The sequence below is a fragment of the Micromonospora sp. RTBAU3-60 genome (assembly GCF_054963695.1).
The window spans coordinates 23,176-46,041 of record NZ_JBUEGB010000045.1 but is presented as its reverse complement, the minus strand read 5'-3'; the positions used below and the strand labels follow the sequence as shown (position 1 = coordinate 46,041).

Annotated in this window: 24 protein-coding genes; 6 read left to right on the top strand and 18 right to left on the bottom strand. The window is 74.1% G+C overall.

Translation table 11 applies throughout. The features are described 5' to 3' along the window. Positions 1-62: 62 nt before the first annotated feature. Positions 63-482 carry a hypothetical protein gene (locus ACY34I_RS29430; protein ID WP_462758307.1) on the top strand — a complete coding sequence of 140 codons (420 nt, stop codon included), beginning with the start codon at positions 63-65 and terminating at the stop codon, positions 480-482. Positions 483-546: 64 nt separating this feature from the next. Here ACY34I_RS29430 and ACY34I_RS29425 read toward each other — a convergent pair whose 3' ends face one another. The 3 genes from ACY34I_RS29425 to ACY34I_RS29415 form a co-directional block, all read right to left on the bottom strand. Beyond that, positions 547-1,854 carry an MFS transporter gene (locus tag ACY34I_RS29425; protein ID WP_462758306.1) on the bottom strand — a complete coding sequence of 436 codons (1,308 nt, stop codon included), beginning with the start codon at positions 1,852-1,854 and terminating at the stop codon, positions 547-549. Then, the gene (locus tag ACY34I_RS29420; protein WP_462758305.1) at positions 1,851-2,513 is read right to left on the bottom strand and encodes a GntR family transcriptional regulator; all 663 of its coding nucleotides are present in this window, start codon (positions 2,511-2,513) and stop codon (positions 1,851-1,853) included. Before ACY34I_RS29420 ends, ACY34I_RS29425 begins: the two co-directional genes overlap by 4 nt. A 70-nt stretch (positions 2,514-2,583) precedes the next feature. Then, positions 2,584-3,687 (bottom strand): CapA family protein, encoded by a 1,104-nt coding sequence (locus ACY34I_RS29415; RefSeq protein ID WP_462758304.1) that lies wholly within the window; start codon positions 3,685-3,687, stop codon positions 2,584-2,586. A 65-nt stretch (positions 3,688-3,752) separates the two neighbouring features. On the opposite strand from ACY34I_RS29415, the gene ACY34I_RS29410 reads away from it, so the two are divergent. Next, positions 3,753-4,550 (top strand): inositol monophosphatase family protein, encoded by a 798-nt coding sequence (locus ACY34I_RS29410; RefSeq protein WP_462758303.1) that lies wholly within the window; start codon positions 3,753-3,755, stop codon positions 4,548-4,550. 11 nt (positions 4,551-4,561) lie between these two features. On the opposite strand, the gene ACY34I_RS29405 is transcribed toward ACY34I_RS29410, so the two are convergent. The 3 genes from ACY34I_RS29405 to ACY34I_RS29395 are packed head-to-tail and all read right to left on the bottom strand — an operon-like array spanning position 4,562 to position 7,814. Beyond that, on the bottom strand, positions 4,562-5,413 hold the full coding sequence (locus ACY34I_RS29405) for an alpha/beta fold hydrolase (protein ID WP_462758302.1): 852 nt from the start codon (positions 5,411-5,413) through the stop codon (positions 4,562-4,564). Further along, positions 5,410-6,303: an SDR family NAD(P)-dependent oxidoreductase gene (locus tag ACY34I_RS29400; protein WP_462758301.1), complete on the bottom strand. Its 894-nt coding sequence runs from the start codon at positions 6,301-6,303 to the stop codon at positions 5,410-5,412. Before ACY34I_RS29400 ends, ACY34I_RS29405 begins: the two co-directional genes overlap by 4 nt. A 17-nt stretch (positions 6,304-6,320) precedes the next feature. Continuing rightward, positions 6,321-7,814: a flavin-containing monooxygenase gene (locus ACY34I_RS29395; protein ID WP_462758300.1), complete on the bottom strand. Its 1,494-nt coding sequence runs from the start codon at positions 7,812-7,814 to the stop codon at positions 6,321-6,323. Between the two features lie 114 nt (positions 7,815-7,928). Here ACY34I_RS29395 and ACY34I_RS29390 point away from each other — a divergent pair, with 114 nt between their 5' ends. Beyond that, the gene (locus ACY34I_RS29390) at positions 7,929-8,591 is read left to right on the top strand and encodes a TetR/AcrR family transcriptional regulator (protein WP_462758298.1); all 663 of its coding nucleotides are present in this window, start codon (positions 7,929-7,931) and stop codon (positions 8,589-8,591) included. Here the strand turns inward: ACY34I_RS29390 and ACY34I_RS29385 are convergent. From ACY34I_RS29385 to ACY34I_RS29375, 3 genes are all read right to left on the bottom strand, one after another. Beyond that, positions 8,561-9,034: a hypothetical protein gene (locus ACY34I_RS29385; protein WP_462758296.1), complete on the bottom strand. Its 474-nt coding sequence runs from the start codon at positions 9,032-9,034 to the stop codon at positions 8,561-8,563. The two genes, ACY34I_RS29390 and ACY34I_RS29385, sit on opposite strands and share 31 nt — an antisense overlap. Before the next feature lie 67 nt (positions 9,035-9,101). After that, entirely contained in the window at positions 9,102-9,557 is a 456-nt protein-coding gene (locus ACY34I_RS29380; protein WP_462758295.1) for a hypothetical protein, read from the bottom strand. Then, positions 9,557-10,033: a hypothetical protein gene (locus ACY34I_RS29375; RefSeq protein WP_148801407.1), complete on the bottom strand. Its 477-nt coding sequence runs from the start codon at positions 10,031-10,033 to the stop codon at positions 9,557-9,559. The genes ACY34I_RS29380 and ACY34I_RS29375 overlap by 1 nt, the downstream gene beginning before the upstream one ends. Positions 10,034-10,077: 44 nt before the next feature. On the opposite strand from ACY34I_RS29375, the gene ACY34I_RS29370 reads away from it, so the two are divergent. Then, complete coding sequence (locus ACY34I_RS29370; protein ID WP_462758294.1) at positions 10,078-11,070, top strand: helix-turn-helix transcriptional regulator; 993 nt, start codon at positions 10,078-10,080, stop codon at positions 11,068-11,070. Between the two features lie 77 nt (positions 11,071-11,147). Here the strand turns inward: ACY34I_RS29370 and pdxR are convergent, their stop codons facing one another. After that, positions 11,148-12,623 (bottom strand): MocR-like pyridoxine biosynthesis transcription factor PdxR, encoded by a 1,476-nt coding sequence (pdxR, locus tag ACY34I_RS29365; protein ID WP_462758293.1) that lies wholly within the window; start codon positions 12,621-12,623, stop codon positions 11,148-11,150. 29 nt (positions 12,624-12,652) lie between these two features. Here pdxR and ACY34I_RS29360 point away from each other — a divergent pair, with 29 nt between their 5' ends. Then, positions 12,653-13,264: a LysE family translocator gene (locus tag ACY34I_RS29360; RefSeq protein ID WP_462758292.1), complete on the top strand. Its 612-nt coding sequence runs from the start codon at positions 12,653-12,655 to the stop codon at positions 13,262-13,264. A gap of 9 nt (positions 13,265-13,273) precedes the next feature. Then, positions 13,274-13,984, top strand: coding sequence for a B3/B4 domain-containing protein (locus ACY34I_RS29355; RefSeq protein ID WP_462758291.1), 711 nt, complete (start codon positions 13,274-13,276; stop codon positions 13,982-13,984). Between the two features lie 40 nt (positions 13,985-14,024). Here the strand turns inward: ACY34I_RS29355 and ACY34I_RS29350 are convergent, their stop codons facing one another. The 8 genes from ACY34I_RS29350 to ACY34I_RS29315 form a co-directional block, all read right to left on the bottom strand. Further along, a complete protein-coding gene (locus ACY34I_RS29350; protein WP_462758290.1) occupies positions 14,025-15,293 on the bottom strand; it encodes a hypothetical protein in 1,269 nt (422 codons plus the stop codon). Further along, positions 15,286-15,867: an RNA polymerase sigma factor gene (locus ACY34I_RS29345; RefSeq protein ID WP_462758288.1), complete on the bottom strand. Its 582-nt coding sequence runs from the start codon at positions 15,865-15,867 to the stop codon at positions 15,286-15,288. The genes ACY34I_RS29350 and ACY34I_RS29345 overlap by 8 nt, the downstream gene beginning before the upstream one ends. 329 nt (positions 15,868-16,196) lie before the next feature. Beyond that, positions 16,197-18,464: an outer membrane protein assembly factor BamB family protein gene (locus ACY34I_RS29340; protein ID WP_462758287.1), complete on the bottom strand. Its 2,268-nt coding sequence runs from the start codon at positions 18,462-18,464 to the stop codon at positions 16,197-16,199. Positions 18,465-18,826: 362 nt separating this feature from the next. Next, a complete protein-coding gene (locus ACY34I_RS29335) occupies positions 18,827-19,249 on the bottom strand; it encodes a hypothetical protein (protein WP_462758286.1) in 423 nt (140 codons plus the stop codon). A gap of 45 nt (positions 19,250-19,294) precedes the next feature. Then, positions 19,295-20,032, bottom strand: coding sequence for an amidohydrolase family protein (locus ACY34I_RS29330; protein WP_462758285.1), 738 nt, complete (start codon positions 20,030-20,032; stop codon positions 19,295-19,297). Continuing rightward, a complete protein-coding gene (locus tag ACY34I_RS29325; RefSeq protein ID WP_462758284.1) occupies positions 20,029-20,778 on the bottom strand; it encodes an amidohydrolase family protein in 750 nt (249 codons plus the stop codon). Before ACY34I_RS29325 ends, ACY34I_RS29330 begins: the two co-directional genes overlap by 4 nt. Beyond that, positions 20,775-21,671 (bottom strand): dihydrodipicolinate synthase family protein, encoded by an 897-nt coding sequence (locus tag ACY34I_RS29320; RefSeq protein WP_462758282.1) that lies wholly within the window; start codon positions 21,669-21,671, stop codon positions 20,775-20,777. Before ACY34I_RS29320 ends, ACY34I_RS29325 begins: the two co-directional genes overlap by 4 nt. Beyond that, positions 21,668-22,843 carry a DegT/DnrJ/EryC1/StrS family aminotransferase gene (locus ACY34I_RS29315; RefSeq protein WP_462758281.1) on the bottom strand — a complete coding sequence of 392 codons (1,176 nt, stop codon included), beginning with the start codon at positions 22,841-22,843 and terminating at the stop codon, positions 21,668-21,670. Before ACY34I_RS29315 ends, ACY34I_RS29320 begins: the two co-directional genes overlap by 4 nt. Positions 22,844-22,866 lie beyond the last annotated feature (23 nt).

Sequence of the window (22,866 nt, the reverse complement as noted above, 5' to 3'; positions counted from 1 at the left end):
GTTATCCGGCGCGTCGCCGGGTACGCGGGGGCCCGGGTTGTCCGGCACCGACGGGAGTGATCATGAAGCTGACGCATGCGCCGCTGCGGCTGGCCATCGGCGCGTTCATCCTGAATTCCGGGCTCGGCAAGCGGAGCCTGGAGGGCGAGGCCGCCGCCGGGATGCACGGCATGGCGGTCGGGGCGATCCCCCAGCTGCAGCAGTTCGAGCCGGACCGGTTCGCCAAGCTGCTGTCCCGGGCGGAGATGGCCCTGGGCGCCGCGCTGCTAGCCCCGTTCGTGCCCTCGCTGCTGGCCGGTGCGGGCCTGACCGCGTTCGGCGCCGGCCTGGTGCAGCTCTACCTGAAGACGCCCGGCATGCGGGAGCAGAACAGCCTGCGCCCGAGCCAGGCGGGGATCGGCCTGGCCAAGGACGTCTGGCTGGTCGGCGCCGGGCTGACCCTGGTGCTGGACTCACTCACCCACCGCCGCAAGCGCCTCTGAGCGGCCCCCGCGGCGGCGTGGTCGCCCTGCGGACGGCGGCACCGGACGCCGGGCGACCGGCCGATCAGGCGCCGGCCGGCGCGGGCACCGCGGTGGCGGTGGGCTCGGCCGCGTACCGGCGGCGGGCGGCGTTGCGGTAGCGCAGCACCTGCACCGCGCCGAGACCCCACAGCAGGTACTGCACGGCGAACGCCCAGCGGAACGCGTCCAGCGGCGGGGTGCCGCGGCCGGCCGGCGTGGCCAGGTCGAGCACCACGCCGACGGCCAGGATCAGCAGGATCGAGGCGACGAACCCGCCGACGTTGACGATCCCGGTGGCGCTGCCGATCCGGTGCACCGGGTTGAAGGTGCGCGCGTAGTCGAAGCCGATGACCGAGCCGGGGCCGTTGACCGCCAGGACGACGACGAGGGCGACCAGCAGCCAGTGCGGCGCGCGTCCCGGCCAGGCCAGCACGACCGCCCAGACGGCGGCGGTGGCCGCCGTGATGGCGAAGACCACCACCGAGCGGTGGAACGGGTGCCGGGCGCACAGGTGCGCGATCACCGGCCCGCAGACCAGGGTCGCCACGGTCATCAGGGTGAGCAGGGACGCCGCCGCGGTGGGCGAGAAGCCCTGCCCCTGGACCAGGAACGGGTAGCCCCAGAGCAGCGCGAAGACCGAGCCGGAGAACTGGGTGACGAAGTGGCTCCACAGGCCGAGGCGGGTGCCCGGCTGGGCCCAGGCGTCGGCGAGCTGCCGGCGTACGGTGGCCAGGTCGGGGGCGACGGCGGCGGTGTGTTCGGCGTGCGGGGTGTCCCGGACCGCGACGAGGACCAGCAGCAGCACGGTCACGCCGAGCGCCGCCGAGGTGAGGAACGCGGGCGTCCAGCCGGCGTGGTGCAGCAGCGCCACCAGGGGTACGGCGCCGAGCACCGCGCCGAGCTGCCCGATGGTGCCGGTGAGCTGCACCAGCAGCGGGTTGCGCCGCCCGGGGAACCAGAACGCCACGATCCGCAGCACGCTGATGAAGGTCATCGCGTCGCCGAGGCCGACCAGCACGCGGGCGGCGACGGCGAGCCGGACGTCGGTGGCGAGGGCGAAGCAGAGCTGGCCGGCGACCATGAGCGCGCCGCCGGCGACCAGCAGCCGGCGGGAGCCGAACCGGTCGAGCAGCACCCCGACCGGCACCTGCATGGCCGCGTACACGGCGAGTTGGGCGACGGAGAAGGTGGCCAGGGCGGCGGCGTTGATGTGGAAGCGGTCCGCCGCGTCGACCCCGGTGACGCCGAGCGAGCTGCGGTGGAAGACGGCGGCCACGTACGCGGTGACGGCGACCGCGAAGACCAGGGCGGCGGGGCGGCGCGGGGCGACCGTACGGGTGGCGGGGCTCACCGCAGCGTCCGCAGCACGGTCGCGGCGTTGTCGACGTGCGCGCCGACGGCGTCGAGCCAGACCTGCGGGTCGTCGCCGTCGAGCGCGGCGAGTTGGCCGGCGTGCTCGGCGAGCACCACCTCGGCCCAGTCCGGCGAGAGGCGGAAGCTGGCCTCGCCCATCCGGAGCTGCCGGTCGCGCAGCCGCTGGTACAGCTCGGCGAGGATCTCGTTGCCGGCCGCCTCGACGACGGTGGCGTGGAAGGCCCGGTCGGCGGCCATCAGGGCGGTGACGTCGCCGGCGGCGTGCGCGCGGCGCATCTCGTCGAGCCAGCGGGCCAGGTCGGCCCTGATCTCGGCCCGGCGGGGCCAGACCCGCTCGGCGGCGTGCAGCTCGACCAGGCGGCGGGCCTCGATGACGTCGGTGATCTCCCGGGCGGAGACCGGCCGGATCAGCGCGCCGCGCTTCGGGTAGAGGGCGACCAGTCCCTCGGCCTCCAGGCGCAGCAGCGCTTCCCGGGCGGGGGTGCGGGAGACTCCAGCCGCCTCGGCGATCTCGCCCTCGCTGATCAGCTGGCCGCCCGGGTAGACCTGCTCCAGGATGGCCCGCTTGAGGTGCTGGTACGCCCGCTCCGCGGCCGAGGCCCCGGCGGTGCGCGCCGAGACCGTGGGATGCGTCATGTATCTATGATGCGTCCCTGGTCGCCCGGCACGTCCCTTCGCCCCCGCGAAGGTGACCCAGCCCACCCGCTCAGGCCGGACGCAGGGCGATCATGTCGTCGTCGAGCGCGAACTGGGTCCGATACGGGGCGCCGAGCCCGTCGAGCAGGTCCGCCAGCCAGCGGGCCTCCTCCGGGGCGGCCCGCTGCAGCCGCATCCGTCGCATCCGCACCGGCACCAGCCGCAGCCGGCGCAGCTCGCCGGTCTCCGCGTCGAGCGTGGGCAGGTGCAGCAGGCGCAGCTCCGGCCGGTACGACTCCTGCCCGCCGATCCCCTCGTAGTCGTCGATCAGATCCCCGCAGCCGTACAGGACGAGCCGTCCCCGGTAGCGCTCGACCGGCCGGGGGTGGTGCGACGAGTGGCCGTGGACCACGTGCACCCCGGCGTCGACCAGGGCGTGCGCGAAGCGGACGTGCTCGTCCGGCACCTCGTGGCCCCAGTTCGACCCCCAGTGCACCGAAACCAGCACCAGGTCGCCCGGCCGGGCCTCGCGGGCGATCCGGCCGGCCACCGCCTCGGCCGACGCGACCGAGATCTCCGGCAGGTACGCCACCCCGGGTCGCCCGTCGGCCGCCGCCCACGGTGGGTACACCCCGCTGGACGGGGCGCCCACCGACCAGACCAGCAGCCGGTGGCCGCCGGTGAGGCGTACCACCGCGGGCCGCCACGCCTCGTCGGCGTCCCGGCCGGCGCCGGCTGTCCGGATGCCCGCCGCTCGCAGGGCGTCGAGGGTGTCGGCGAGCCCGGTGGGGCCGAAGTCGAGGACGTGGTTGTTGGCCAGCGCGCAGACGTCGAGCCGGGCGGCGGTGAGGCAGGCCAGGTTCGCCGGGTGCATCCGGTAGTGGATGCCCTTGCCGGGGGCGTACTCACCGCGGCCGGTCACCGACGTCTCCAGGTTGACGATCCGGGCGTCCGGGCGCAGCGCGTTCAGCAGTTCCAGCGCCTCGCCCCACGGCCAGTCGGGCGGCACCGGGCGCGGCACCGGGCCGGAGACGGACTCGGCCAACTCGACGTAGCGGCGGGCGTCGGTGACGACCTGCTCGCGCAGCGCGGGCGGCCCCGGGTGGGGCAGGATCTGGTCCACGCCCCGGCCGGTCATCACGTCCCCGGCGAGGAAGAGGGTCACCTCCGGCATGCCTGTCTACTTCCCGCCTCGGGCGCTCCCGCACCTCCCGGACGGAGCCGGTCTATTCTCCACCCATGATGATCATGGATCGGGACGTGGCGATCGCCGCGGCCGAGGCGGGGGCCGCGGTGGTGCGGTCCCGATACGGGGCACCGCTGGCACGGGTGGAGAAGTCGGGGGGTGACTTCGCCACCGCCGCCGACCTCGAGGCGGAGCAGGCGATCCTCGACGTGCTGCGCGCCGCCCGACCCGCCGACGCGGTGATCGGGGAGGAGAGCGGACGCACCGGTGCCGAGCACGCCGACCGCACCTGGCTCGTCGACCCGCTCTGCGGCACCCTGAACTACGCGGCGCGGATGCCGCTGGTCGCGGTGAACGTGGCGCTGCGCATCGACGCCGACGTCGTGGTGGCCGCCTCGGCCGACCCGTTCACCGGTGAGGTGTTCTGGACCGACGGCGGCCCCGCCCAGGTACGCCGGGACGGGGTGGACGAGGCCCTCACGCCGTCGGCCGGGCCGCGGCTGGTGGACGTCAACCTCGACCCGCCGTTTCCGAACGGTCCCGCGTTCCAGGCCGCCCGGCTGCTCGCCCACCCCGGGTTCGGGGCGCGGTTCCGGCCACGGGTGGTCTCCACCACGCTGGCGGTGGCCTGGGTGGCCGCCGGCCGGCGGGCCGCGTACGTGACCGACGGCCACCTGGCGGACAGCGTGCACTTCGCCAGCGGGATCGCCCTGTGCCGGGCGGCCGGCTGCGTGGTCACCGGCCTGCGGGGCGAGCCGCTGCACACCGGCGCGGGTGGGCTGCTGGCGGCGGCGGACCAGGAGACGCACCGGTCCCTGCTGGCCCTCGTCGAGGAGCAGTTCGCGGGCTGACGCCGCTGCCGCTACCCGCCGGGGTGTGACCAGAACCCGGTGACCAGCGCGTGGAACGCCGCGGCCCGCTCGATCTGCGGCATGTGCCCGGTGTCGGGGAACAGGTGGGTCCGCGCCTTCGGCAGCCGGGCCCGGGCGGCGGCCAGCTGCCGTGCGGGGAGGATCAGGTCCCGGTCGCCCCAGACCACCAGCATGGGCAGGTCCAGCGCGGCCACCGCGGCGAGCAGTTCCGCGCGCCACTGCGGCCGTACGCCCCGCCAGGTGCCGAGGCTGCGGACGAGTTCCACCATCACCTGGGCGGCGTGCGGCTGGCGGGCCACGGCCAGGGCCAGCGCGATCCGTTCCTCGGTCACGTACACCGGGTCGTGGAAGATGGCCCGCTCGGTGCGGCGGGCGAGCGCCGGGTGCGGGCGCAGCAGCAGCCGGGCCAGCGGGCGCAGGGCGAGCAGCCGCAGTGCCACGGTGACCTCCCGACCGAAGCCGGCGCTGTTGACGAGCACCAGGCTCGCGGCCCGGGCCGGCTGGTCGGCGGCGAGCCGCATCGCCACCGCCCCGCCGAGGGAGTTGCCGACCAGGTGCGCCGGGCCGGTGACCCCGGCGGCGTCCAGGAACCCGGCGACGGCCGAGGCGAGGGCGGGCAGGGTGTGCGGCGTGTCCAGCGGCGCGCTGCCGCCGTGGCCGGGCAGGTCGAGGCTGATCACCCGGTGGTCGCGGGCCAGCAGCTCGTGCTGGGCGGTGAAGTCCTCCAGGGTGCGCCCGATGCCGTGCAGCAGCACCACGGGCGGGCCGGCACCGACGACGCGGCAGCGCATCGGGCGGCCGGCCACGGTCAGGGTGTCGGCCGGCGGCAGGGCGACGGTCACGGCGCGCGCTCCGTCTCGGGCGCGACCGGCTCCGACGCGGGCCGCGGCGCCGGCACCCGCACCGCGCGGCGGTTCATCCCCAGCGCCAGCACCTTCCCGTACGAGGCGGGGGCGAGCCGGGCCAGCAGGTCGGGCAGCTTCGCCGACCAGCCGATCAACACCCGGCCCCGGCGGCGCTCGACGCCGCGCAGGATCACCTCGGCGGCCTTCGCCGGGTCGATGGAGAGCAGCTTCTCGAACTCCTTCCGGCCGGCCTCGTACTCCTCGCGGGGGACGCCACTGCCCACCCGGGCGCTGGCCGCGATCCGGGTGCGGATGCCGCCCGGGTGCACGGAGGTGACCCCCACCCCGTCGTCGACCAGTTCGTGCCGCAGCGCCTCGGTGAAGCCGCGGACGGCGAACTTGCTGGCCGAGTAGGCGGCCTGCCCGGGCGGCGCGATCAGCCCGAAGAGGCTGGAGACGTTGACCAGGTGGGCGCCCGGCTCCGCCTTGAGCGTGGGCAGCAGCGCGTGGGTCAGCCGGACCACGGCCCGGAAGTTGATCTCGATCACCCAGAGGAACTCCTCCAGGGTGACCTGGTCGAACCGACCACCCAGGGCCACTCCGGCGTTGTTGATCAGCAGCCGGATCCGGGGATGCCGCCGGCGCAGCTCGGCGGCCACCCGGTCGGTGGCGTCAGGGTCGGCGAGGTCCACGAGGTGGGTCTCGATCCGCCGGTCGGGGTGGCCGGCGCGAATCGCGGCGACCACGGCGTCGAGCCGCGTGGCGTCCCGGTCGAGCAGGACCAGGTCGGCGCCGCGCCGGGCCAGCCCGTGCGCGAGGGCCTCACCGATGCCGCTGGCCGCGCCGGTGACCACTGCGGTGGCGCCGGGGAAGACGAAGTCAGGCATGGCGGTGCTCCTCTCGGTCAGGCGACGGGCGCGGCCGGCTCGGCGGGGGCGGGCGCGTCGGCACGGGAGAAGCGGACGCCGGAGTCGGTGAGCCGGCCGTGCCGCATCAGCAGCACGTCCCGGGGGTAGTTCTGGTACAGCCGCCAGGGCGCCGCCGGGCCCTGCTTGGGGAGCCGGTCGACGGCGCGCAGCACGTACCCGGACTGCAGGTCGATGAGCGGCACCAGCTCGCTGGTGTCGGGGGCGACCGGGGTGACGATCTGCTGGCCGGTGGTGTCCAGGTGGCGTAGCAGCCGACAGACGTACGTGGCGACCAGGTCCGCCTTCAGCGTCCAGGAGGCGTTGGTGTAGCCGATGGTCAGGGCGAAGTTCGGCACGCCGGAGAGCATCATGCCCTTGTAGGCGACCGTCTGCGCCAGGTCGACCTCGGTGCCGTCCACGACGAGGGTCATGCCGCCCAGGGCGAGCAGGTTGAGCCCGGTGGCGGTGACGACGATGTCGGCGGACAGTTCCGTGCCGGAGCTGAGCCGGATGCCCCGCTCGGTGAAGGTCTCGATGGTGTCGGTGACCACCGCGGCCCGCCCGTCGCTGACGGCGGCGAAGAGGTCCCCGTCGGGCACCACGCAGAGCCGCTGGTCCCAGGGGTTGTAGCGGGGCGCGAAGTGCCGGTCGATGTCGTAGCCGACCGGCAGCCGGCCCTGGGCGGCCCGGCGCAGGAACTTCTTCACCAGGCCGGGGGCGCGCCGGCTGAGCTGGAAGTTGACCACCCCGAGCAGCACGTTCTTCCAGCGCACCAGGGAGTACGCGGCCTTCGCCGGGAGCCGGCGCCGCAGCGCGTCGGCGAGCGGGTCGCGCGACGGCAGCGCGATGACGTACGTGGGTGAACGCTGCAGCATGGTGACGTGGGCGGCCCGCTCCGCCATCGCCGGGACCAGGGTGACCGCGGTGGCGCCGCTGCCGATCACCACCACCCGCTTGCCGGCGTGGTCGAGGTCCTCGGGCCAGTGCTGCGGGTGCACCAGCTGCCCGGCGTACCGGCCGACGCCGGGGAAGTCGGGGGTGTAGCCCTCGTCGTAGCGGTAGTAGCCGGCGCAGGTGAACAGGAACGCGCAGGTGAGGACGACGTCCTCGCCGGTGTCGTCGCGGTGCGCGTGCACGGTCCAGCGCGCGGTGCCGCTGTCCCACTCGGCGCGCACCACCCGGTGGTGGAAGCGGATGTGCTCCCGTACGCCGTACTCCCGGGCGGTCTCGCGCACGTACTCCCGGATGGCCTCGCCGTCGGCGATCGCCTTCGGGTTCGTCCACGGCTTGAACGAGTAGCCGAGGGTGTACATGTCGGAGTCGGAGCGGATGCCCGGGTAGCGGAACAGGTCCCAGGTGCCGCCGATGGCATCGCGGGCCTCGAGCACCGCGTAGGTCTTCCCCGGGCAGTTGCGCTGGAGGTGGACGGCGGCGCCGACGCCGGAGAGCCCGGCACCGACGATGAGGACGTCGACGTGGTCGGAGGCCATGGGCGTCTCCCGTTCGGGGCGGCAGTGGACCGGACCCTATCCACCGCCGTCGACCCCGGTCAACACCATGTCGAGTGGGATCGACAGGGTGTTGAATCGGTGTAGCATCGGCCGATGACGATCGCCCGCACGCCGACCGGCGCCGCACGGACGCGCGGGCGGCGGCCCGGCCGCTCCACCGGCGACGACCGGGAGGTGGCGATCCTCGCCACCGCCGAGCGGCTTCTGCGGGAACGCGCCTTCGGCGACATCTCCATCGACGACCTGGCGAAGGGCGCGGGGATCTCCCGGCCCACCTTCTACTTCTACTTCTCGTCGAAGGACGCGGTGCTGCTCACCCTGCTCGACCGGGTCACCGAGGAGGCGAACGCCGCCGCGGGCGACGTGCTGGACCGGCTCGCGGAGGACCCGCGGGCCCGCTGGCGGGAGTTGATCGCGCGGTTCCACGCCACGTTCGGCGGTCACCGGGCGGTGGTGCTGGCCTGCGCCCAGGTCCGCGGCACCAACGCCGAGGTGCGCCGGCTCTGGGCCGAGGTCCTCGAGCGCTGGGTACGCGCGGTCGAGGCGGCCATCGAGGGCGAGCGTCGGCGCGGCGCGGCCCCGGACGGGCTGCCCGCCCGGGACCTCGCCATCGCGCTGAACTCGATGAACGAGCGGGTGTGGTACGCCACCTTCGCCGGCGACGGTCCGGCGGTGGCCGAGCGGGACGTGGTCGACGTGCTGCTGGACGTCTGGCTGACCGCGATCTACCGGACGACCACGCCCTCGCCGGCCTGAGCGGCGTGCGCCTCACACAGCCGCCGCATCATCTGGTTGAAGTCGGCGGCGGGCAGCCCTGGGCCGCTCCAGCTCTCCAACTGACGCACCGGGCCGCGCGCCCGCACGGGCGTCTCCACGGCTCCGTCCCGGGTCAGCACCCAAGCGGCCTGCTGCCGGCCCTCAAGGCCGAAGAGGACGGTCATTGGGCGTACGTCGAAACCGGTCACCTCCGCCCAGGGCAACAGCCGGGAGCGGTGCAGGTGTCGGATCAGCAGCCCACGCTTGCCGTAGTAGATGCCGACCAGGTGGAACCGGACCGCGACGAGCAGAACTGCGACGATCACCGCGACGCCGACGGCCATCGGCCCGGCCTGACGGACGGTCAGCCGACCGGCGACCAGCCCGGTCATCATCACGGCCGACAGGAGGAGCAGCGCCGGGCTGCCGTACAGGATAGCCACCCCGGCAACGATCTGCCGCCGCATCGTCCAGGGATCGGCCCGTCTCCATCGCCTCACCCCGGTCACCCTAGGCGGTACGGGCGAACTCCATGATCCAGTTCGTCTCCCAGGTGCGCTCGCCGTCGGTGGAGAACGCCTGCTCCCAGCGGCAGGCGTTCGGCGTGATGCCGGACCAGATGAACCGGCAGCGGACCGGCCGTTCCTCGTCGGTGTCGTCGGCGTAGAAGGTGCCCACGCCGTCGACGAACCGGCCCACCACCGGCGGCAGTTCGAGGATTCCGCGCCAGCTGTTCATCCAGTAGATCGACCAGAGCCCGGTCGACGGGTCGAGGATCCGCACCGTCGACCCCGAGAAGCCGCGGGTCGGGAAGCGGATCTCGTCGAAGCTGCCCGCGCCGTCGAAGAACCGGTGCGCCACCGTGCTGCCGGGGAACTCGTCCCAGTCGTCGCTGCCGACGTGCCGCTGCTTCAGCCGCCGGCTGGTCACGTCCCAGCTGCCCACGAAGAAGTCGAAGTCGCCCATCAGTGGCCCACCGGCCCGGCGGTGCGGGTGTCGGCCAGGTAGCCGGCCAGGTCCGGCCGGTCCGGCGCAAGGATGTGCCGGACCCAGGCGGCCCGCTCGTGCTCCAGCACGCCCAGCTCCCAGACGCAGCCCACCCCGGGGCGGTCGAGCGGGACGAAGTGCGCGGGGTTGTCGTCCGGGCAGTCCAGCGCGGGCTGCCCGGCGATGGCGATCCGGCACTCCACCACGTTGTCCCAGAACCAGCTGTACGCCAGCAGGTAGGCCCCGGTGTCCGCACCCCGGTGCAGCACCACCCAGCTCGCCGGCGGGGTGCCGCCGTCCGGGCCGGGCAGCAGCTTCGGCAGGTACGCGTACGCGGCCTCGATCACGGCCGGTTCGAGCCGGGGCTCCGGCTGGTCGATGTGGTAGCGCTTGACGTGCCGGCCGGCGACCTCGATGGTCCCCGGCACGGTCAGTTCCTTGTCTCGGAATGCCATGCCGGGACGGTACGGCCGCTCCCCTGACAGCTACTGTCAGTGGAATGCGAGCCAGCCGCCTCTTGTCGATCCTGCTGCTGCTCCAGGCCCACGACCGGCTCACCGCCGCCGACCTGGCGCGCCGCCTGGAGGTCTCGGTCCGCACCATCTACCGGGACGTCGAGTCGCTGCACGCCGCCGGCATCCCGCTGTACGGCGAGGCCGGGCACGCCGGCGGCTACCGGCTGGTCGACGGCTGGCGGACCCGGCTGACCGGGCTCACCGCGGAGGAGGCCGACCGGCTGCTCTTCGCCGGGCTGCCCGGGCCGGCCGCCGAACTCGGCTACCAGGCGGTGGTGGCCACCCTGCAACTCAAGTTGCGGGCCGCGCTGCCGCCCCCGCTCGCCGAACGGGCCACCCGGCTCGAACAGCGCTTCCACCTGGACACCCCCGGCTGGTACTCCGACGGCGATCCGTCGCCGTACCTCGCTCCCACCGCCGAGGCGGTGTGGCGGCAGCACCGGATCCAGGTCCGCTACCGCAGTTGGACCGGCGAGGTGACCCGGGTGCTGGAGCCCTACGGCCTGGTGCTCAAGGGCGGTCGCTGGTACGTGGTGGCCACCCGGCCGGACCGTAGCGAGCCGGCGACCTACCGGGTCAACCAGATCCTCGACCTCACCCCGCTCGACGAGCCGTTCGAGCGGCCCGAGTTCGACCTGCCCGGCTGGTGGCGGGCGCACGTGGTGGACTTCCGGGCCCGGCTGCACCGGGACGAGGCCACCATCCGGCTGTCCCCGCGCGGCCGGGAACGGCTGCGGGAGATCGCCAGCGACGCGGTGGCCGCCGCCGTGGACACCAGCGCCGGCCCGCCGGACGCGGCGGGCTGGATCCACGCGGTCATCCCGATCGAGTCACTCACCCACGCCCACGGCGACCTGCTGCGGCTCGGCGCCGAGGTGGAGGTCCTCTCCCCCACGGCGCTCCGCGACCGCCTCGCCGCCACGGCCGCCGCCCTCGCCACCCTCTACCACCCCTCCGCCCCACCCCTATCAGGTTGATCAAGAAGTTTGCGTCGGTGTTGATCTCCGTAGCGACGCGAACCTCTTGATCAACGGGGACTTCGCGGGGGCCGCGGTCAGGGCAGGTCGCGGAGGGCGGCGGCGAGGGTGGCGATGCCGCGTTCGATGTCGCCGGTCGGGTTGGCGGCGTAGCCGAGCACCAGGCCGGGCGGCTGCGGCCGCTGCCCGTGCCAGGACAGCGGCTGCACCTTGACGCCGCGGCGCAGCGCGGCGGCGGCCAGCGCGACGTCGTCAAGGTCACCGTCCAGGGTGACCAGCAGGTGCAGGCCGGCGGCGGCGCCGTGCACGACCGCACCGGGCAGGTGCGCACGGACCGCCCGGATCATCGCGTCCCGGCGGCGGACGTGCCGGCGGCGCAGCAGCCGCAGGTGCCGTTCCAGCGCGCCGGAGTCCATCAGCTCCGCGAGCACCAGTTGGGGCAGCGCGGCGTTGCCCAGGTCGGCCATCCGCTTGGCCGCCACCAGCGCCGGGTGGTACCGGCGCGGCACCAGCACCCAGCCGAGCCGCAGCGCGGGAGCGAGCAGCTTGGAGACGCTGCCGGCGTAGCAGACCCGATCGGGCAGCATGCCCCGCAGCGCCGGCACGGGCGGGCGATCGTAACGGTGCTCGGCGTCGTAGTCGTCCTCGATGACGAGGCCACCCCGGTCCGCCCAGCGCAGCAGCCGGCGGCGCCGCTCACCGTCGAGCACCACGCCGGTCGGGAACTGGTGCGCCGGGGTGAGCATCACCGCCGGGGCGCCGCTGGCCGCCAGCAGGTCGACCCGCAGCCCGTGCTCGTCGACCGGCACCGGCGGGGTGTCCAGCCGCCAGTTGCGCAGGTGCTGGCGTACGCCGAGGGAGCCGGGGTCCTCCACCGCCACGGTGTGCACGCCGTCCTCGTGCAGCACCTGGGCGAGCAGGCCGAGCCCCTGGGACACCCCGGCGACGATCACCACCTCGGCCGGGTCCACCCGGATGCCCCGGTTGCGGGCCAGCCAGGTGGCGACCGCGAGCCGCAGGGCGGGGGTGCCGGTCGGGTCGCCGTACCCGAAGGCGGCGGGCGCGAGGCGGTGCAGCACCGCGCGTTCCGCGCGCAGCCAGGCCGCGCGGGGGAAGGCCGCCAGATCCGGTACGCCGGGCGTCAGGTCGAGCTCCGCCACAGCGGTACGCAGGGCGTCGAAGACATCGGTGCCGGGCTGCTCGGCGAACACCTCGGCGCGGGCGGGTGGCACCGGAGGGCTGCTGACCACCGCGGCGGGCGTGGCCACGACGACGGTGCCGGCCCGGCCCCGCCCCACCACGTGACCGTCCTCGGTCAGCCGCTGGTACGCCTCGGTCACCACGCCCCGGGACACGCCCAGCTCGGCGGCGAGCACCCGGCTGGCCGGCAGCCGGGCCCCCACCGGCACCCGCCCGTCGGCGATGGCCGCGCGCAGCCGCCCGGCCAGCCAGTCGGCGCGCCCGCCGGGCGGGGCCTGGCCGACGTCGAGCTGGAGGAAATCGGCGCCGGCTGTTATGGACCCCTCGACCGCCGATGGTTTGGCCCTGTCCATCGAGCCATTATGGCCCCAGGGTGGACCGCGTGAGCATCGCCTTCCTGCTGACCACGCTGGTCGTGGTGGCCACCCCGGGCACCGGGGTGGTGTACACGCTCTCCGCCGGGCTCGCTGCGGGCCGTCGCGCCGGACTCGTCGCCGCGGTCGGCTGCACGGTCAGCCTCGTGCCGCATCTGGCCGCCGCGGTCACCGGCTTGGCCGCCGTGCTGCGCGCCGGCACCCCGGCGTTCCGGGTGGTGACCTGGCTGGGCGTGGCGTACCTGCTCTGGATGGCCTGGTCGGCGCTGCGCGACCGGGGCCCGCTGCCGCTCGACGACGGCGCTCCGCCCCGCCCGGCCGCCCGGCTGGTCCTCGACGGGGTGCTGGTGAACCTGCTCAACCCGAAGGTGACCGTGTTCTTCGTGGCGTTCCTGCCGCAGTTCGTACCCCCGGACGCGCCCGCGGCGACGGCCCGGATGCTGGCCTGCGGCACGGTGTTCATGCTGACCACCTTCGTGGTCTTCGCCGGGTACGGCGTGCTGGCCGGCACGCTCCGGCGCCGGGTGCTGGCCCGACCCCGGCTGACCGCGCTGCTGCGGCGCGGCTTCGCCGGCAGCTTCCTCGCCCTGGGCCTCGGCCTGGCCCTCACCGCCCGATAGGAGCTTCCCGTGCGTTTCCGGCACGCCCCGCAGGTCTGGTCGGCCTTTCCCGAGCTGGTCTGCGGTGTCCTGCACGTCACCGGCATCACCCCCACCGCCGACGTCGGCCTGTGCCTCACCCGGTACGGCGACGCCGCCCGGACCCGTCTCGCCGCCGGACCGGAGGGCGGCTTCCCAGAGATCCAGGCGTGGCGGCGGGCCTTCGCCCGGATGGGGCTCGCGCCGACCCGCTACCGGTGCGCCGCCGAGTCGCTGCTGCGCCGCTTCCGCCGCGACGGGGCGCTGCCCCGGCTGCACCCGCTGGTCGACCTGGGCAACGCCCTCTCCCTCGGGTACGCCGTGCCGGTGGCCGTTCTCGACGCCGGCCGGATCAGCGGCGACCTGGCGGTGCGACCCGCCACCGGCGAGGAGACCTACCAGACCCTCGGCGGGGAGGACGAGCACCCCGAGCCGGGCGAGGTGGTCTTCGCGGACTCGGCCGGGCGGGCGCACTCGCGGCGCTGGACGCACCGGCAGAGCGGCTGGTCGGCGGTCCGCGACGGCACCACGGAGGTGCTGGTGGTGATCGAGGCGCTGCACGACGGCGGGGCGGAGACCGTGCCCCGGATGCTCGCCGAGCTGGCCTCGGCCGTGGCGGAGCGGTGGGGGGCACCGGCCCGGACGGCGGTGCTGACGGCCGACGCGCCGGTCTTCACGCTGACGCCGACGACGGCCGGCTGAGGGTGCTCCCGGCGGCCGGAGCCGCCGGGAGCACCTCCGGTCACAGCTCGGGCGGGTCGATCCAGGTCCACGTGACGCCGTCGGCGGAGAGCCAGGCGCCCGTGCTGTCCGGCCAGCCGGTCTGGACGTATCCGCCGGTCACCGGGCGGGGGTCGGCGCCCGGCCCCAGGGGAGCGGGCTGGAGCGTCGCGCCGTCGTCGGAGCTGGCGAACATCAGCGGTTTCTCGGCGGCACTGACGCCGGCCTGGACCAGCAGCACCCCGTCGGGGCGCAGTGCCGCACGGATCGTGCGCTCCCCGACCTTGACTGTTCCCGCGGTACGCGCCCAGGTTGCGCCGCCGTCCGCGCTGCGCCAGACCACCAGGGCACCCCGGACCCGGCCGACGGCGTAGACGGTGCGACCGTCCTGGGTGGCCACCGCCGGGCCGCCGATGTCATCGGAGGCGGTGAGCCCGTCGGGGAACTCGTGCCGCCGCCAGGTCCGGCCGCCGTCCCGGCTGACCTCGACGGCGCTGCCGGTCCAGATCACGCGACCGCCATCGCCGACCTTCTTCCCGGTACGGCCGCTGACCCAGAGGCCGGCGTCGATCGGCGCGCTCGCCACGGTCGCCGGGTTCTGCAGCGTGGACCGCTTGGTGAGCTGCGCGACGTCCCCGGTGGCCGGATCCACCGCGACCAGCGGTTCGCGGTCCGGACCCGGTTCGCGGGCCAGCACCCGCCACCCGGCCGGCAGCGCGTCCAACTGCCGCGCCTCGACCTGCCGCCAGGTCGCCCCGCCGTCGCTGCTGGCGGCCCACCGGGCGGATCGGCTGTCGGGAGCGGAGCGGGAGAGATACCAGGCAACCAGCGTTCGCGGTGCCACCACCCGTAGGTCCACCATCGCGTCGTCCGGCACCGGCAAGGGGCCGGTGCGCCAGTGCCGGCCCCGGTCGTCGGTGCCCGCCCAACGGGGCGGGCACCCGGTACGGCACTCGTGGTAGCGCAGGTAGATATGGTCGAGATCACCGGCTCCCGGGCGCCCGGTGGAGACCTGCCGGCCGGGGCCGGGCGTGAGCGTGGGGCCTGGGGTGGGGATGAAGTCGGGGGTGTGCTCCGGGCTGAAGCCGGGTGCCGGCACCGCGGGACGCTCGTGCGCGGGCCGGGCCGCGACGGCAACCCCCGATCCGGCCACCAGCATGGCCAGCACGGCGGCGGTGACGATCCGGTGCCGTTGACGCCGCCGCCCGGCGCGCAAGGCCACCTGCTCGAAGTGCGGCTTGAAGCCGGCCTGGGCGGCGGCGTTCAGCCCGGCGAAGTCCAGCTCAGGCATGGCGGGCCTCCCGCTCGGGGCAAGTCGGGGAGGTCGGGCGCCCGGGCGGCACCGCGCCGGTGGGGGTGAGCCGCTCCCGGTCGACCGGGTCGGCGTCGCCGAGGTGCTCGGCCAGGGTGCGGCGCGCCCGCACCAGGCGCGTCTTCACCGCCTCCACGGAGCACCCCATCGCGACCGCCACCTCGCTCACCGGCAGGTCGGCGAGATGGTGCAGCACCACCGTCTCCCGGGCCTGCCGGGGCAGCCGCTGCAGCGCCGCCACCAGGGCGACGTGGTCCGGCGACAGGGCAGGGGCGGTGCGCTGCGCCGGATCGAGCCGGCCGGAGTGGACGATCCTGCCCAGGACCATCCGACGGCGGTGCCGGGACCGGGCGACGTTCAACGCCACCGTCCGCAGCCACGCCTCCGGATTCTCCACCTGCTGGAAGCGCCCGGGCCGCGCCAGGGCCCGGACGAACGCCTCCTGCACGACGTCCTGCGCCTCCGCGTAGTCGCCGGTCATCGCGTACATCTGGGCCACCAGGCGGGCCGCGGAAGCGGCGTACACCTCTCTGATCTGTTGCTGTGGGTCCACATCGTCCCCTCCCATACCGGTCGTTACACCCGGTACGACCGACGAGTGAGCGGCGAGGTGACATCCGGTCGACGGCGGGCGTCAGTCCTCGTCGGGCCAGCGCGGGTCGCCGCTTGCCGCGGCCAGCGATCGGGCCTCGTCCGCGATCTGGCGCGGGTCGTCGGGGTCGACCGCCTCGCCGTGCAGCTCCCGCAGCGCCACGGCGAGGCGGGCGTCGGCGGCCGGGCTGAGGCCCCACGACCGGGCCAGGTCGACCGTCCGGCTGAGGGTGCTCTCGGGCGGCCTGAGCCGCCGGGAGCACCCCGCCGCTCACAGCTTGGCCGGCAAGGTTACTGATCCGGGCTGAGCCGGAACACCTCGTCGGACCGGGCGTAGTACAGCGTGTGCCCGTCGCGGGCAAACGTGAAGTTGGTGATCCCGGTCGTCAGTTTCCGGGACTCCAGCGTCGCCGGCTCGATCTGGAACAGGGTTCCCCGGCTCAACGCGTACAGGGTGCCGTCCTCGGCGAACTCCAGGTCCGCGCTGACCCAGAGGGAGGCCCCCTGCCACAGGTACGGCATGAGCTGCGTCCGGCGCAGCACCTGACCGGTCGCCGGGTCCAATTCGTACAGCCGGCCCACGTCGATCGCCCAGAGCTTGCCGTCCGGCGCGACCGCCAGGGCGGTTACCGCCTGCACCTCCGGGGCGAGTTCGATCTCCCACAGCTTGGCCCCTCGGGTGGTGTCCCAGGCGAAGACCTTCGCGGTCTTCCCCGTCGGTGTGGAGCCGAGCCCACCGTAGACGGAGGTGCCGCCGAAGAGCACCTGTCCCGACGCGGCCAACGACACGATGCTGTGCCCCGGAACGACGTCACGGTGCGTCGCCAGTTGGCCGGTGGCCGGGTCGTACAGGCCGAGCACCCCGCCGAGCTTGCCGTAGGAGGGGACGGTGCCGAAGGCCACCCGGTCACCGACCGATGCCCAGGCGAAGGGCCGGTCCTGGTCGAGGTGTTCCAGCGCGCCGAAGTGTTCCGGGTTGTTGTTGCCGTCCCATGGCTTGCTCGGGTCATAGCGGTAGAGGTTGGCCCTGGTGTAGGTGCCCAGGTAGAGGTCCCCGTCGTGGGCCAGCATCCCTTCGACCTGCCCGACGTAGCCGCGCGGGAGCGTATCGGTGGTCCCGGTCGCCGGGTCGTACGCCGAGATCCCCTCGTACATGTAGCCGCCGACGTAGATCCGACCGTCGGGGCCCTTGCCGATCGACTGGATCTTGATCGGGGCCGTCTCCACATCGGTCAGGCGGATGTCGTGTGCCCCGGTCAGGGGGTTGTAGAAGGCCATCTCGCCGGTCTGGTACATGAAGGCGAGCGTGTTGCCCGGAAAGTCACGGCTGCCCAGGTGCACCCAACCGAAGTCCCGCGCGGGCTTGAGGTTCTTCATGCCGGTAGCCCGCACCTTGCCGGAGGTGAGGTTGTAGGCCCGCAGCTCACCGGCCGCGTCGATGTAGTACACGTCCCGCTCCGGCCCGGGCTGTGACACGCTGCCGAATGAGGTCGGCCCGAGGTCGGCGATCCACTCGCCCCGCTTGAGGTCATAGGCGAGCAGGTGGTTGCCGGGCGTGACCCGGGTAAACATCGTGTTCCCTCGGATATCGAGGAAGTAGACGAACTCGTTGTCGCGGTGTTCGGCCGGCAGTTCGATGGTGCGCTGAGCGCCGGTTGCCGGGTCGAGGACGATGATGCGTGGCTTCGAGCTGCCCAGGCCGGCATAGACCAGACCGTCGGCGAGGGCAACGCTGCGCACGTACGCCTCGTCGGAGACGCTGCCGTGGCTGGTGAACTCGCCGCTGGCCGGATCGAAGCTGAACACCTCTCCCTTGGGGTAGGTGCCACCCCAGACGATCCCCTTCTGGTCGACCTCCAGGTCCCACAGGTAGAGCGCGTTCGGTGTGGCCCGGCCCATCGACTCGAGCATGGCGGTCGATGGTGACCAGCGGTAGAGCTCGCCGTTGTTGTACGCAGCGACGTATACCGAGCCGTCGCTGCCGGTAACAATCGACCAGGAGCCCTGAGCCCCGGCCGGCAGCGATGCCGCGTGCTTGAGTTTGCCGGTCGCCACGTCGATCACCTCGAATCGAGCCGGGGTGCCGGTGGTCACCGCGTACACCTCCTCACGGCCGTCCGGCCCTACCCCGTAGGCGGTGTCGAGGATGTTGGCGGCCACCACGGGGTGCCCGAGCGGGGCCTCCGTCCACGGCGGGGCCGGCCGGACCATGACGTCGTCCCAGACGACGCTGGTGGCGTCCAGGGTGGACGAGTAGAGCAGGATGCGCGCGGTGGCCGTGCCCTCGGGGGTCTTCGCGGTCACCGCTTCCCAGGACCAGGCCGTCGGGTCGCCGTAGGAGATGCGGTACGAACTGCTGGACAGTTGCCGGCCGGCGGCGTCGTGGTAGTAGACGACGATGGACGGAATGCCGCGCTTGACCAGCGCCCACGCCCCGAAGTCGTACGTACGGCCGGCGTCGACCGGCACCGGGTCGCTGAGCAGTCCGATCTGCATGGTGTTGCTGGGGTCCTCCATCGCCAGCGCCTGCCCGCCGGAGCGTGTCGGCGAGGCGACCACGCTAAATCCACTCGTTCCATACCTTTGGGTCCAGCCCGGAATGGAGCCGGCGGCTGCCGGCTCCTCGAATCCGCCGTTGCGCACTACAGGTTCGACAGCCGTCGGCGCGATGGGCGAGGCGGCGAACGCACCACTACTTGACAGCAATATCGCAAGACCAACGGCCAGAGCGAGGTACAGCCTTCGGACGGAGATGGTCACGGGTCGGCCTCCCAAACAGGAGTGGAGGGTGCGCGACGTCCACTTGCCTCGTCGAGCCCTCTAATTATGGTCGTGACCGTAATGGCGCTACTCGGGCAGGTCAATACTGAGTACGGTCGTTGCACCCGGATGACCGACGAGCGGGTGGCGACCGGCGGGTGTCAGTCCTCGTCGAGCCAGCGCGGGTCGGGCTCCTCGACCCAGCGGACCCGCCCGGCGTCCGGGCCGAGGATCTCCTCGAACTCGGCCCGGGTGATCTCCCCGCTCCGCAGCCGCCGGACGTTGGCGACGAACCGGGCCATTCCCGCGCCCCGCGGGTCCGGCTCCGGGGCCAGACGGCTCGCCGCGGCCAACGACCGGGCCTCGTCCGCGACCTGGCGCGGGTCGTCGGGGTCGACCGGCTCGCCGTGCAGCTCCCGCAGCGCCACGGCGAGGCGGGCGTCGGCGCTCGGGCTGGTGCCCCAGGACCGGGCCAGCTCGACCGTCTGGCCGAGGGTGTCCTCCCCCACCTTCTCGGCGCGCAACGCGGCGCGCATCATCCGGTGGAACATCACGGTCACGGCGTCGGAGTCGTCGGCGATCATGTCCGGCACGGTAGCCGGCCGGTGCGACAGTTCCGGCCGGCCCGTTCAGTCCGTGCCGAGGTCGAGCCGGAACAGGTCCGCGGCGTTGCGCCAGGCGACCAGCTCGCCGAGCTCGGGATCGAGGTCGGCGGCGACCACCGCCCCGTACGCGGCGGCCGGGTCGATCAGGGTGGCGTCGGTGCCGAAGAGCAGCCGGCGGGGGTTGACGGCCGCGGCGACGGCGGCGAACCGGCCCGCTTCGGTGTGCGAGAAGCAGGGCTCCAGCCAGAGCCGGTCGACGGAGTTGGCCGCTTCCACGGCGTGCCGCCAGCCGTCAGCGCCCATGTGCCCGGCGATGGCCCGCAGGCCGGGGATGTCGGCGCAGGCCTGCGCGAGGTCCAGCGGGGTCGGGCCCCAGGTGTGCACGAGCGCGGGCAGGTCGTGGGCGGCGACCAGGGCCAGCGCCTCGCGGGTCTGCGGGGAGGTGACCGGGGAGCCGGTGTAGTCGGTGTGGATCTTGACGCCGACGAACCGGCCGGTGGGCAGCAGTTCGCGCAGGTCCCGCTCGGCGTCGTCGAGGCGGCGCGGATTGATCGTCAGGTAGCCGAGCAGCCGGTCTTGCTCCGCCAGCACCCGGGCCATGGCCCGGTTCCCGGCGGCGACGTCGTAGATGACCGCCTCGGTGGCCGAGACGACCGCCAGGTCGATGCCGTACCGGTCCATCACCGCGAGGTTCGTGGCGACCTGACCGACCTCCATGCTGAAGAACCACGGGCCCCAGTGCGCGTGCACGTCGATGATCATGCGGCCACTCCCAGGATCCGTCGGGCGTTGCCGCCGGCCACCGCCGCCACCGCCGTCGCGTCCAGGTCGGCGTGGGCCAGTCGCAGCCGGGGCACGACGGCCTCGTAGAACGGGGTGCGCGAGCCGTAGAGCAGGCGCTCGACGCCGACCTGCGCGGCCACCGTCTCCAGGGCGTCCGGGGAGTTGAGCAGCCGCGTCGAGGTGTGGAAGCCGGGCTCGTCGCGGGCGACTACGACGAAGTCGCCCAGGTGGTAGAAGTGCGTGTCGAGGAAGACCACGGTCGCGCCGCGCAGGGGCCGCCAGAACCGGCGTACGTCGCCGCCGGCCAGCAGCACCAGTCCGGCCTCGGTGGCGCGACGGGCGACGTGCCGCACGGACGGGAAGTCCGGCTCCACCCGCTGCTCGTCGGGGAAGAGGCGGACGGCCCGGACGCCCCGCTCGGCGAGCCGGACCACCTCCCGCTCGGCGCCCAGCGGGTCCCGCAGGTCCACGGCGCCCACCGGCAGCACCGTCGGGCCGGCGAGGGCGGCCACCTCGTCGTTGCCGCTGGGTACGTCGAACAGCGCCGCCCGCAGGCTGGCCACGGCGGCCGCGGCGATGCCGTTGGCGGCGAGCGCCGCGCGTACCTGGGCCGGGTCGCCGACCGGTCCGGGTCGGTCGGCGTACCGGCCGACCAGGACGTCGACGTCCAGCGTGACCGGTGGCAGGTTCTCCGCCGCGAACGGCTTCCGCGGTTCACCGGTCACGGTGAGGTCACCACCCGCAGCACCCGGTCCCGGTCCTCGGCGGGCAGGTCCGGACCGTACGGGTCGACGGCGTGCCGGGGCGGGACGCGTCCCTCGTGGGCCGCGATCCAGAGCATCCGTTGCACGTAACCTTCCATCGGTTCGGTGAAGGTGGCGGCGGCGAGCCGGTCGAGCCGCGCCGAGGCGGCGACGAACTCGTCGTACCGTTTGTCGGCGAAGGCCCGCAGCACCGTCGCGGTCACCGGGACCGCGGCGGCGGCCAGGCCGACCAGCGCGGCCTCGGCGCCCCACAGCAGGGACGGGCCGAACATCCGGTCCTCGCCGGTCACCGCGAGCCGGTCGGCCCGGTGGGCCGCGGCCAGCGCCTCCTGGCAGGCGATCGCGTCGTGCAGCCGGGCCACCTTGACCCCGGCCACGCCGGGGTGGGCCAGCAGGGCCCGCAGCGTGACCGCCGGGTACGGCCGCAGGTAGAGGTCGAAGGCCAGCATCGGCAGCGCGGCGGCCTGCCACAGCGCCTCGTGGTGGGCGACCGGGTCGTCCTCGACCGGGAACACCAGCAGCCCAGCGGCCCCCAGTTCGGCGGCCTGGACGGCCTCGTCGGCGACCTCCGCCCGGGTCTCCCCCGGCCGCCCGCCGACGCCGACCACCACCGGCACGCCGGTGGCGACCGCCTGCCGGATGACGGTCGCCCGGGTGGACGGGTCGAGGTAGGGGCCGCGGCCGGTGTGCGCGAGCACCGCGAGGGCGTCGGCGCCGTCGGCGACCAGCCCGCGCAGGTACGCCCCGACCAGCGGCGGATCGACCTCGCCGGCGGCGGTGCCGGGCGTCGCCGCGGCGGCGATCAGTCGCCACCGCAGCAGGTCGCGCAGTGCCGCGGCGCTCGGGTCGATCATGCCTCGGTCACCGCGGTTCGGACCGCCTTGGCGATCTCGTCGACGTGGGCGTCGGTGTAGCGCTCGTTCCAGTCGATCACCAGCAGAGTCTGCCTGATCAGCCGCTCGGCGTTCGGTCGGGTGCCCCAGCCGTAGTCGGGAAGCCCATCGGCGGGCGGCATCGTCAGCGGGTAGTGGGAGGTGCCGTAGACCGCCGACTCGGTCAGCGCGGGCGCGCAGTGCAGGGGCTCGTCGAGGTAGCCGGCGCGCGCCGGCACCCCTGCGGCGGTGAGCCGCTCGGCGATCTCCGTGTTGGTCAGCGGCGGGTCCAGCACGATCGGGAAGAGCCACCAGGCGTGCCGCTCGGGGTCCGCCGGCAGCCGCAGGCCCGGCACGTCGGCCAGGGCGGCCAGCAGGCGCCGGGCGGTCCGCCGCCGGTCGGCCACGACGCCCGGCAGCTTGTCCAACTGGGCCCGGGCGACCGCCCCGGCCAGCTCGGTCATCCGGTAGTTGATCCCGAAGCTGACGTGCCGGCGGGCGCCGTCCCGCGGCCAGCCCTTGTCGGCGAACAGCCGCATCCGCCGGGCGAGCACCGGGTCGTCGGTGATGGCCAGGCCGCCGTCGCCGCAGGTGATGTGCTTCCACTGCTGCAGGCTGAAGCAGCCGATCGCACCGGCCGTGCCGACGAGCCGGTCGTCCGGGTAGCGGGTGAGCCAGGCCTGGGCGCAGTCCTCGATCAGCGGTACGCCGGCGGCGTCGGCCACCGCCCGCAGGTCGGCCGCGGCGCCGAACAGGTGCACGCCGATGATCGCGCGGGTGCGCGGTCCGATGGCGGCGGCCACCGCCTCGGGGTCGAGGTTCCCGGTGTACGGATCGACGTCGGCGAACACCGGCACGGCGTTCTGCGCGAGAATCGGTGCGACGGTGCCGAAATCGCTGATCGGAGAGGTGATGATCTCGTCGCCGGGGTCGGGGGCCACGGCCGCGACGGCGAGGTGCAGTGCTGCGGTGCCGGAGCTGCACGCCACGGCGTGCGACACTCCATGTCGGTCGGCCATCTCCCGTTCGAGGGCACGGACCTCCGTCCCCCAGACGGAGCTGAGCATGCCCGACCGGAGGACGCGGGTGACCGCCTCCAGCTCCTCGGCGCCGATCGTTCGACCGCTGGCATCGGCCATGCTGGGGTAGGACACTCGCCCTCCAGAGCTACAGTAAT